At 63.3% G+C, this 8,827-nt stretch carries 8 protein-coding genes and 2 pseudogenes; 8 read left to right on the top strand and 2 right to left on the bottom strand.

Going from position 1 to position 8,827, the window contains the following annotated elements; translation table 11 throughout:
• Nucleotides 1-373 (bottom strand): annotated as a pseudogene (locus tag EOA60_RS09215) (cell division protein FtsZ); the annotation flags it as partial.
• Nucleotides 374-812: 439 nt separating this feature from the next.
• Here EOA60_RS09215 and EOA60_RS09210 point away from each other — a divergent pair.
• The 8 genes and pseudogenes from EOA60_RS09210 to pqqE all read left to right on the top strand — a co-directional run bounded on the left by EOA60_RS09210 (nt 813) and on the right by pqqE (nt 8,480).
• The gene (locus EOA60_RS09210; protein WP_127334816.1) at nt 813-2,060 is read left to right on the top strand and encodes an ABC transporter substrate-binding protein; all 1,248 of its coding nucleotides are present in this window, start codon (nt 813-815) and stop codon (nt 2,058-2,060) included.
• 19 nt (nt 2,061-2,079) lie between these two features.
• Complete coding sequence (locus tag EOA60_RS09205; RefSeq protein ID WP_095826024.1) at nt 2,080-3,051, top strand: YVTN family beta-propeller repeat protein; 972 nt, start codon at nt 2,080-2,082, stop codon at nt 3,049-3,051.
• Nucleotides 3,052-3,129: 78 nt separating this feature from the next.
• Nucleotides 3,130-3,918 (top strand): ATP-binding cassette domain-containing protein, encoded by a 789-nt coding sequence (locus EOA60_RS09200; RefSeq protein WP_095826025.1) that lies wholly within the window; start codon nt 3,130-3,132, stop codon nt 3,916-3,918.
• Nucleotides 3,919-3,929: 11 nt separating this feature from the next.
• Nucleotides 3,930-4,790: an ABC transporter permease gene (locus EOA60_RS09195; RefSeq protein ID WP_164748155.1), complete on the top strand. Its 861-nt coding sequence runs from the start codon at nt 3,930-3,932 to the stop codon at nt 4,788-4,790.
• A 586-nt stretch (nt 4,791-5,376) separates the two neighbouring features.
• Nucleotides 5,377-6,314: pseudogene (pqqB, locus tag EOA60_RS09185) on the top strand (pyrroloquinoline quinone biosynthesis protein PqqB).
• The gene (gene pqqC / locus EOA60_RS09180; RefSeq protein WP_127334817.1) at nt 6,311-7,069 is read left to right on the top strand and encodes a pyrroloquinoline-quinone synthase PqqC; all 759 of its coding nucleotides are present in this window, start codon (nt 6,311-6,313) and stop codon (nt 7,067-7,069) included. The pseudogene pqqB and the gene pqqC overlap by 4 nt, the downstream one beginning before the upstream one ends.
• Entirely contained in the window at nt 7,066-7,362 is a 297-nt protein-coding gene (pqqD, locus tag EOA60_RS09175; protein ID WP_095826028.1) for a pyrroloquinoline quinone biosynthesis peptide chaperone PqqD, read from the top strand. The genes pqqC and pqqD overlap by 4 nt, the downstream gene beginning before the upstream one ends.
• Nucleotides 7,359-8,480 carry a pyrroloquinoline quinone biosynthesis protein PqqE gene (pqqE, locus tag EOA60_RS09170; RefSeq protein WP_095826029.1) on the top strand — a complete coding sequence of 374 codons (1,122 nt, stop codon included), beginning with the start codon at nt 7,359-7,361 and terminating at the stop codon, nt 8,478-8,480. The genes pqqD and pqqE overlap by 4 nt, the downstream gene beginning before the upstream one ends.
• 102 nt (nt 8,481-8,582) lie before the next feature.
• Here the strand turns inward: pqqE and EOA60_RS09165 are convergent.
• Nucleotides 8,583-8,827: FCD domain-containing protein (locus tag EOA60_RS09165; RefSeq protein ID WP_128311266.1), on the bottom strand; the 245-nt coding region annotated here is incomplete at its 5' end.

Raw genomic sequence — 8,827 nt, 5'->3', positions numbered from 1 at the left:
CCGGGACTGGCGCCGCACGCGCAATGACGGGCGCGGCGCCAGTCCCGGTGCCGCCTCCCATGCCCGCCGTGATAAAACACATGTGCGTTCCCGCCAGATGATCCATGATCTCGTCGATGGATTCCTCAGCGGCCGCGCTGCCGACGTGGGGGAGAGATCCGGCGCCCAAGCCCTCGGTCACATGCGCGCCCAACTGGATCAGCCGCGGCGACTTTGACATGGTGAGCGCCTGGGCGTCGGTATTGGCGACGACGAACTCGACCCCCTGCAGGCCTTCAGCGATCATGTTGTTGACGGCGTTTCCGCCAGCGCCACCGACCCCGACAACGGTGATCTTAGGTCTCATCTCCAGGATTTCCGGCTTGGCGGTCATTGTGATCTCTCTACGGGACGCAGTGGCTGCGCCAGAGCAACTAGCAAACGAATCAGATGGTCCCGCCAAGATCAGGGAATCAGAGGATAGGCCTCGCCGCAAGGTCAAGCTGAGGGCGTCAAATCGCAAGTTTGCTTCAGGAGCGCCATGGTTCCCGAGCGCAACCCTGCGTGAACCGGTGCCGGTGCGGGGGGCGACGAAAGACAAATGGTTCAGTCGAAGCAGCCCGCGTCCTCTTCCCTGAGATACGTCCGGGCCGCTTCGGACCTTCGCGCGGCCAGCTGCCCTGAGGACCGCGATCCGTCGCAAGCAGAGCCGGAGACGTCCTGCTCACGAGGTTGATAAATCCCGCCGGCTCTCTAAGTTCGCCTTGGGGCACCTTGACTTCGCGCTGGTCCGGCAAACGATCGGACTTAGGCGCAAGAACGGTAATTCGTCGATGACAAGCGCGGTGTCGGGCACCTTGGCGGCCCTTTTGTGCTTTCTGGCCCTGACCGCTGCTGCTCCACGTGCGTTCGCCCAGCAACCGACCGTGCAGCCGGCCGGAGCGATCAAGCCGGACGAGAAGATAACCGAAATCAAGATAGGCTATTTACGGGCCTACGCGCCGCGCCTGACGCTTTCCCTGCTGGACGCCCCGCCGCGTGACGAAGGTGTCGCCGGCGCCAACGTCGCCATTGGCGACAACAACACCACGGGCAAGTTCATCAAGCAGAAATTCAGCCTCGATGTCACCGAGATAAAACCGGAAGCCGACGCGGTTCAGGCATTCAACGCGTTGATTGCCAAAGGCGAACGCTATGTCCTCGCGGACCTCTCGGCCAAGCAGCTGCTGTCGATCGCCGACATCGCCCGCGACAAGGGCGTGCTGATCTTCAACGTGGGCGCCACCGACGACAGACTGCGCGAGGAGGACTGCCGAATAAACGTCTTCCACATCGCGCCGACGCGAAGCATGCTCGCCGACGCTCTGGCGCAGTATCTGATGGTGAAGAAATGGCCGAACTGGGTGCTGCTCTACGGCTCGCATGATGAGGACCGCCTCTATGCCGACGCGTTGCGCCGCGCGGCAGCCCGCTTCGGCGGACAGATCGTCGCGGAGAAAGAATTCAAGGATACCGGGACGGCGCGCCGCACTGACACCGGGGCGACGCAGATACAGCAACAGATTTCGGTATTCACGCAAGACCTGCCGGAGCATGACGTGCTGCTTGTGGCCGATGAAAGCGAGGTGTTCGGGACCTACGTGCCCTACCGCAGCTGGATGCCGCGGCTCGTCGCAGGCACGGCCGGTCTTGTGGCGTCGTCATGGCATCCCGCGAGTGAACAGTGGGGCGGCATTCAAATGCAAAATCGCTTCTTGAAGACGGCAGGCCGGCGAATGCTGTCCAAGGACATGTCGGCCTGGACGGCCGTGCGGGCCGTCGGCGAAGCCACCACGCGCACCAATGGTGACGATCCGAAAAAGATCAGCGATTACATCCGCTCGGACGACTTCTCGGTCGCCGCCTTCAAGGGACAGAAGCTGACCTTCCGCAAATGGAACCTCCAGCTTCGCCAGCCGATCCTGCTTGGCGATGCCAAATCGGTCGTCTCGACATCTCCCCAGGAGGGCTATCTCCACCAAGTCTCCGAACTCGACGCCCTCGGCATCGATCAGCCGGAAACGAAATGCGTTCTCAGGTAGCGCCGATCGGGAGGAATTCGTGCAGAGCCGAGCTTGCGTACTCGCCATTCTCGCAACCGGCGTCATGGCCGGCCCGGCATCGGCCTACACGGCCTACGTCTCAAACGAGAAGGACAATACGATCACCGTCGTCGACACGGCGACGATGCAGGTGGTCAAGACCGTCGACGTCGGCCAGAGGCCGCGCGGCATCACAATCTCGCACGACGGCAAGTTCATCTATTTGTGCGCCAGCGACGACAATACGATCCAAATCATCGATACCACGACGCTGCAGGTCGTCGGCACGCTGCCCTCCGGCGACGATCCCGAATTGTTCGTCCTTTCGCCCGACGGCAAGACGCTCTACGTCGCCAACGAAAACGACAATCTGGTCACCGCGATCGACCTCGACAGCAAGCAAGTCACGTCCGAGATCCCGGTCGGCGTGGAACCCGAAGGCATGGCCGTCAGCCCCGACGGCAAGACCCTGGTCAACACCTCGGAGACCACCAGCATGGCGCATTTCATCGACACCGAGAGCCATGAGGTAACCGACAACGTGCTGGTCGACACGCGCCCGCGCTTCGCCGCGTTCAAGCCCGACGGCTCGCAGGCCTGGGTCAGTGCCGAGATCGGCGGCACCGTCAGCGTCATCGACAACGCCAAGCGCCAGGTCGTGAAGAGGATCAAGTTCGCGATTCCCGGACTGCGAGCCGAAACCATCCAGCCGGTCGGCATCGCCATCAGCGCTAACGGGAAGAAGGCCTATATCGCGCTCGGCCCGGCGAACCATGTCGCAGTGATCAACACCGAAACCTACGAGGTGGAAAAATACATCCTCGTCGGACAGCGCGTCTGGCATCTGGACTTCACCCCCGATCAGAAGACACTGATCACAACGAACGGCAATTCCAACGACATCACTTTCATCGATACGGCGACCGAGGAGCCGGTTCAGTCGGTCGCTGTGGGTCAGCAGCCGTGGGGCGTGGTCATATCGCCCAAGTAGAAAAGCAGGCTAAAGATTAAGGCCATGAAGCCGGGCCAAAGACGTCGAGCGCGCTAGATAGCATCTGAAGGAGCATCCATGCAGCATGCGAGGACGGCGAAAACGGGGACCGGAGCGGCGGCACTCGATGTCGCCGGCGTCAGCCATTCCTATGGCCCGAAGCGGGCGCTCAACGACGTCTCGTTCTCGATCGCGCCGGCGACTTTCACCGCCCTTCTCGGTCTCAACGGCGCCGGCAAGACGACCCTGTTCTCGCTGATCAGCCACCTCTACGACACGCGCCAGGGATCGATCCGCATCTTCGGCCATGACGTCCGCCGTGCGTCCGGCGAGGCGCTCAGGCGGGTCGGCATCGTGTTCCAGGCACGCACGCTCGACCTCGACCTGAGCGTATACCAGAACCTCTCCTATCACGCCTCGCTGCACGGCATCGGACGGCACGAAGCCCGACAGCGCATTGCAGCGCTGATCGAGACAGTCGACATGCAAGGCCGTCAGCATGACAAGGCTCGCGGCCTTTCCGGCGGCCAGATGCGGCGCATCGAGATCGCCCGGGCGCTGCTCCATCGCCCGTCCCTGCTGCTGCTCGACGAGGCGACGGTGGGTCTCGACATCCAGTCGCGCGCGGGCATTCTTGCCACGATCCGCAAGCTGGTCGAAACCGAGGGCATCGGCGTGCTTTGGGCCACCCACCTGATCGACGAGGTTGAAGATGGCGACCATGTCGTCGTGCTGCGGCAAGGTGACCTGGTCGCCAAGGGCAAAGTGGCCGAAGTGGTCAAAGCGAGTGGTGCCGCGTCGATCCGCGACGCCTTTTCCAAACTCAGCCGCGGCGAAGCAGCCGGCCAGGCGGAGATCTCGCCATGAGCACTCCCGCAATGCCGGAAAAGGTCGCCGCCGTCACCCCGGTGAAGTCCGACGCGTTCGGCTTTCGTCACTACCTCATCTGCCTCAAAGGCGTCGTCGTGCGGGAAGGGCTGCGCTTCCTGCACCAGCGCGAGCGCTTCATCTCGTCGCTGGTGCGACCGCTCGTCTGGCTGTTCATTTTTGCCGCCGGGTTCCGGCAGGTGCTCGGTGTCTCGATCATCCCGCCCTACAAGACCTACGTGCTCTACGAGGTCTACATCACGCCGGGCTTGTGCGGCATGATCCTGCTGTTCTCGGGCATGCAGTCTTCGCTGTCGATGGTCTACGACCGTGAGATGGGCAATATGCGCATCCTGCTGGTCAGCCCATTTCCCCGCTGGTATCTGCTGGTGTCGAAGATGCTCGCCGGCGTCTCCGTGTCGATCGCGCAGGTTTATGCCTTTCTGATCGTTGCCTGGTTCTGGGGCGTCAAGGCGCCGCCGCTCGGTTACCTATTCGTGCTGCCGGCCCTGTTCCTGTCGGGGATGATGCTTTGCGCGCTCGGCATGCTCCTGTCCTCGATGATCAGGCAGCTCGAGAATTTTGCCGGGATCATGAACTTCGTGATCTTTCCCGGCTATTTCGCGTCGCCGGCGCTCTATCCTTTGTGGCGCATCCAGGAAGCGAGCCCGCTGCTTTACAAGCTCTGCCTCGCCAACCCCTTTACCTATGCCGTCGAGTTGATCCGCTTCGCCTTCTACGGGCAGATCGATTGGGTGTCGCTGGGCGTCGTCGCCGGCTGCACGCTGCTGTTTCTCGGGGGGGCCATCATCGCTTATGACCCTTCGCGCGGACTGATAACCCGCAAACAAGGCGCGGGAGGAAACGGTTGATGGAACGGATGCGCCTGGTTCGCAGCCTGGTTGCGGCTGTCATGCTCATGCCCCACGCCGGCGCCACGGCCGCGAACACCGATCCGGACTGGGCCCTGCATGCAGCGCAAGGTGCCGCAACTGGTCGCCGGGGTGAGCTTGATCGAACGGGAGAGACACGAAGCTAAGGAACTCATCCCTGAGCTAGGCAGTTGTGTTTTGATCCTGGGTTTTGGCTGTTTGAGAACCCAGCGTTTCATTTGTCCGTTTGTGAGGTGATGGATGAGCCATTGCATTGCCCGCAATGGCGCCAATGAGGGCCGGTCCCTTCGGGCTGGCTAAAGAGGAGAATGCAATGAAGAAGAAGAGCTGGAAGAAACCGACGATGTGCCAGGTTGCCGCGGGCTTCGAGATTTCGCGGTATCTGCCTGCTGAAACGCCTCCCAGGAAGTAGGCCGCAGAGCTGCGTGTCCCTGGCTGTGGGGGCATGCATCCCCTTGCCGCTTGAGGTCGTCGAGACGGGGGCTGCCGCGGGAAGCGCGGGCGCGAAGCCGTTTGCCACCGAGAATTTGGCGCCGGTCAAATGGGCCGCAGAGCAGGCATCGCCATGCGCGTGAAGATCATAGGATCGGCGGCGGGAGGCGGCTTTCCGCAATGGAACTGCAACTATCGCCTGAGCCGCTCGGCTCGGAGCGGCATGGCTGGCGTGCATTCGCGGACCCAGTCGTCCATTGCCGTATCGGCTGACGGGACAGGCTGGGTTCTGTTCAACGCGTCGCCCGACATTGGCCGGCAGATTGCGCAAACGCCCGAACTGCAGCCCGCGGCCGATGCGCCGCTGCGCTCGACGCCCATCCGCGCGGTCGTGCTGACGAATGGCGACGTCGACCATGTCGCCGGCCTCTCAGCCTGCGGGAGCGGCAGCCCTTCGCAATCTATGCAACGGCACAGGTGCTGGCGACGCTGGCGGCGAATTCGATCTTCAACGTTCTCGATCCGGCGATCGTGCCGCGCCGCCTTCTGGCGCCAACGGAGCAAGTGGCGATCTGCAACGCGGACGGCCAGCAGACCGGCGTGGTCGTCGACGCCTTTCCCGTGCCCGGCAAGATCGCGCTCTATCTCGAGCAAAGAGGCGATCCAAGCGCCGATTTCAGCTCCGACACGGGCGCCACGATCGGCGTGCGTATCAGCGGGGCTGGAAGTCGCGCTGCTTTCTTTTACATTCCCGGCTGCGCGGGCATCGATGCCGCCCTGCGCACGCGTCTGGCGGACGCCGCCTGCCTTCTGTTCGACGGCACTGTCTATACAGACGACGAGATGATCATCGCCGGCGTCGGCCAGAAGACCGGTGCGCGCATGGGGCACATCGCAATGTCTGGAGAAGCGGGTTCGATCGCCGCCTTGGCCGATGTGAGGACCGGCCGCCGCGTCTTCATCCACATCAACAATACCAATCCTGTTCTCGACGAGAGTTCCGCCGAACACGCGGCGGTCAGAGCGGCTGGCTGGGAAATCGGGAGCGACGGAATGGAGATCGAACTTTGAGCGACTTCCACGACGCGGCGCGACATGGTCTGTCCAAGAGCGAGCTCGAGGCCGTGCTGCGGCAGGTCGGCGCCGAGCGTTATCACAACCGCCATCCCTTTCATCACAGGATGACCAGTGGCGTGCTGACGAAGGCCGAAATGCAGGCCTGGGCATTGAACCGCTACTGCTACCAGGCCGTCATTCCGCGCAAGGACGCCATGATCCTGGCGCATGCCGAGGATCCGGCGTTTCGCGCCGCCTGGCGCAAACGCATCGAGGATCACGACGGCGAGGACGGCTGGAGCGGCGGCATCGCGCGCTGGCTGCATCTGGCGACCTCGCTCGGGCTCGATGCCGAAGCCGTCAAGAGCGAAAGGCTGGCGCTGCCGGCGACCCGCTTCGCCGTCGGCGCCTACCTTTCCTTCTGCACGAACCGCACGCTGCTCGAGGCGGTGGCATCGTCGCTGACCGAGATGTTCTCGCCGATCATCATCGGCGAGCGAGTGCCGGCGATGCTGGCCAACTACGACTACATCACCGACGACACGCTGGCCTATTTCAGCCGGCGGCCGGAACAGGCATCGCGCGACGCCGACTTCGCCCTCGCCTATGTGCTGAGCCACGCCGACACGGCCGAGCGCCAGCAGCGGGCGATCGATGCGCTGGTGTTCAAATGCGATATATTGTGGGCGATGCTCGATGCACTTCAACATGCCTATGGCGCGCCGGGAAACGTCCCTCCGGGCGCCTTCCAGCCGGAGGCAACCCGATGATGGCGCTGCGCGAGAGAGCCATCGTCTCCTTGCAATCAATGCCATCGCTGCCGAGGCACGTGCGTATTCAGTACGACCCCGTGCGGCAGGCCTTCGCCGTGCTTTCGCCGGAAAAGGTATTCTGGCCGAACGATATCAGTCTCGACATATTGCGCCGCTGCGACGGGCGGTCCGCGGTCGGCTACATCATCGCTGGTCTTGCGGCCGATTACGATGCTGAACAGGAGGCCGTAGCGGCCGATGTCATCGCCTTCCTGCAGGGATGGTCGGACAAGCTGCTGGTGAAGCTATGAGCGAGCCGCTTCTGCCTCCGATCGGCATGCTGGCGGAACTGACGCATCGCTGCCGGCTGCAGTGCCCTTATTGCTCCAATCCGCTCGAATTGCTCAAGGCCAATCGTGAGCTCGACACCCAGACCTGGCTCGATCTTTTCTCGCAGGCCGCCGATCTCGGCGTTCTGCAGGTGCATCTGTCCGGCGGCGAGCCGACGCTGCGCCGCGATCTCGAGCAATTGATCGCCGGGCTTTCGGCGCGCGGTGTCTACACCAACCTCATCACCGCCGGCATCAACATTGCCGAGGGCCGGATCGCGGCCTTTGCCGAAGCCGGGCTCGACCACCTGCAGCTGAGCTTCCAGGGCGCCCGCCCGGCGACGACCGACCGTATCGGCAACCACAGCGGCAGCCACGAAAAGAAGCTGGAGACGGCACGCCGCGCCCGCGCGGCCGGGTTGCCGCTCACCATCAATGCGCCGATCCATCGCCACAACATCGAGGAAGTGCCGGAATTCATCGACCTGGCTCTTTCGCTGGACGCCGAACGGCTCGAGATCGCCAATGTGCAGTATGCCGGCTGGGCGCTGGCCAATCGCAATGCGCTGATGCCCGAACGCGCCGCGGTCGAGCGGCAAGCGGAGATCGTCGCGGCGGCGCAAGAACGGCTTGCCGGCGTCATCAACATCGATTTCGTCCCGCCGGATCATTTCGCCGTCTATCCCAAGCCGTGCATGGGCGGCTGGGCGCGCGACGCCTTCATCGTGACGCCCGACGGCACGGTGCTGCCCTGCCATGCCGCGCAGACCATTCCTTCGCTCCGCTTCGAGCGTTTCGGAGAGCGCTCGCTGGCCGAGATCTGGACCGATTCACCGGCATTCAATGCCTTTCGCGGTACCGAATGGATGCTGGAGCCGTGCCGAAGCTGCGAGCGGCGCGAGATCGATTGGGGCGGCTGCAGATGTCAAGCGATGGCGATTGCCGGCGATGCCGCCGCAACGGATCCGGTCTGCATCAAATCGCCGATCCATGCCCGGGTGGGCATGCTCGCCGACGAAACGCGGCGCGCCGCGGCAGACAATGCGGCGGGCGAACCCTTCATTTACCGTCGGATAAGAGCTGTGGCGGAGCTCGCCTGACCGTCTTCTCGTAGGTAGGTCCCCAATAGGATAAACCGGAATTCGGCATGGCGGGATTTGGGCGAAAGCGCGTCGCCTGAATCCGTTCCGGCACGACGCGCTTTAGAGAGGGTCAAGGCGCAGTTTGTCCCGGGCGATCTTCCAGGCGGATTCGACGTGGCGCCGTGCCGCGGCTTCCGCCTCCTGCGGCTTACGCGCCCGGATCGCATCCATAATCGCGTTCATCTCGGCGATCGCCGGCTCGCGACGGTTTGCCGAGGCGATCGTCATCGAACGCAGCTGGTTGATGCGCACATTCAACCCGCTGACGATCTCCCAGGCGACACGCTTGTCCGCAGCCTCGAAAA

Source organism: Mesorhizobium sp. M1A.F.Ca.IN.020.06.1.1 (assembly GCF_004023265.1).
Taxonomy (GTDB): Bacteria; Pseudomonadota; Alphaproteobacteria; order Rhizobiales; family Rhizobiaceae; genus Mesorhizobium.
Note: the sequence above shows the minus strand (reverse complement) of the source record. Positions and strands in the feature narration are given on the sequence as shown.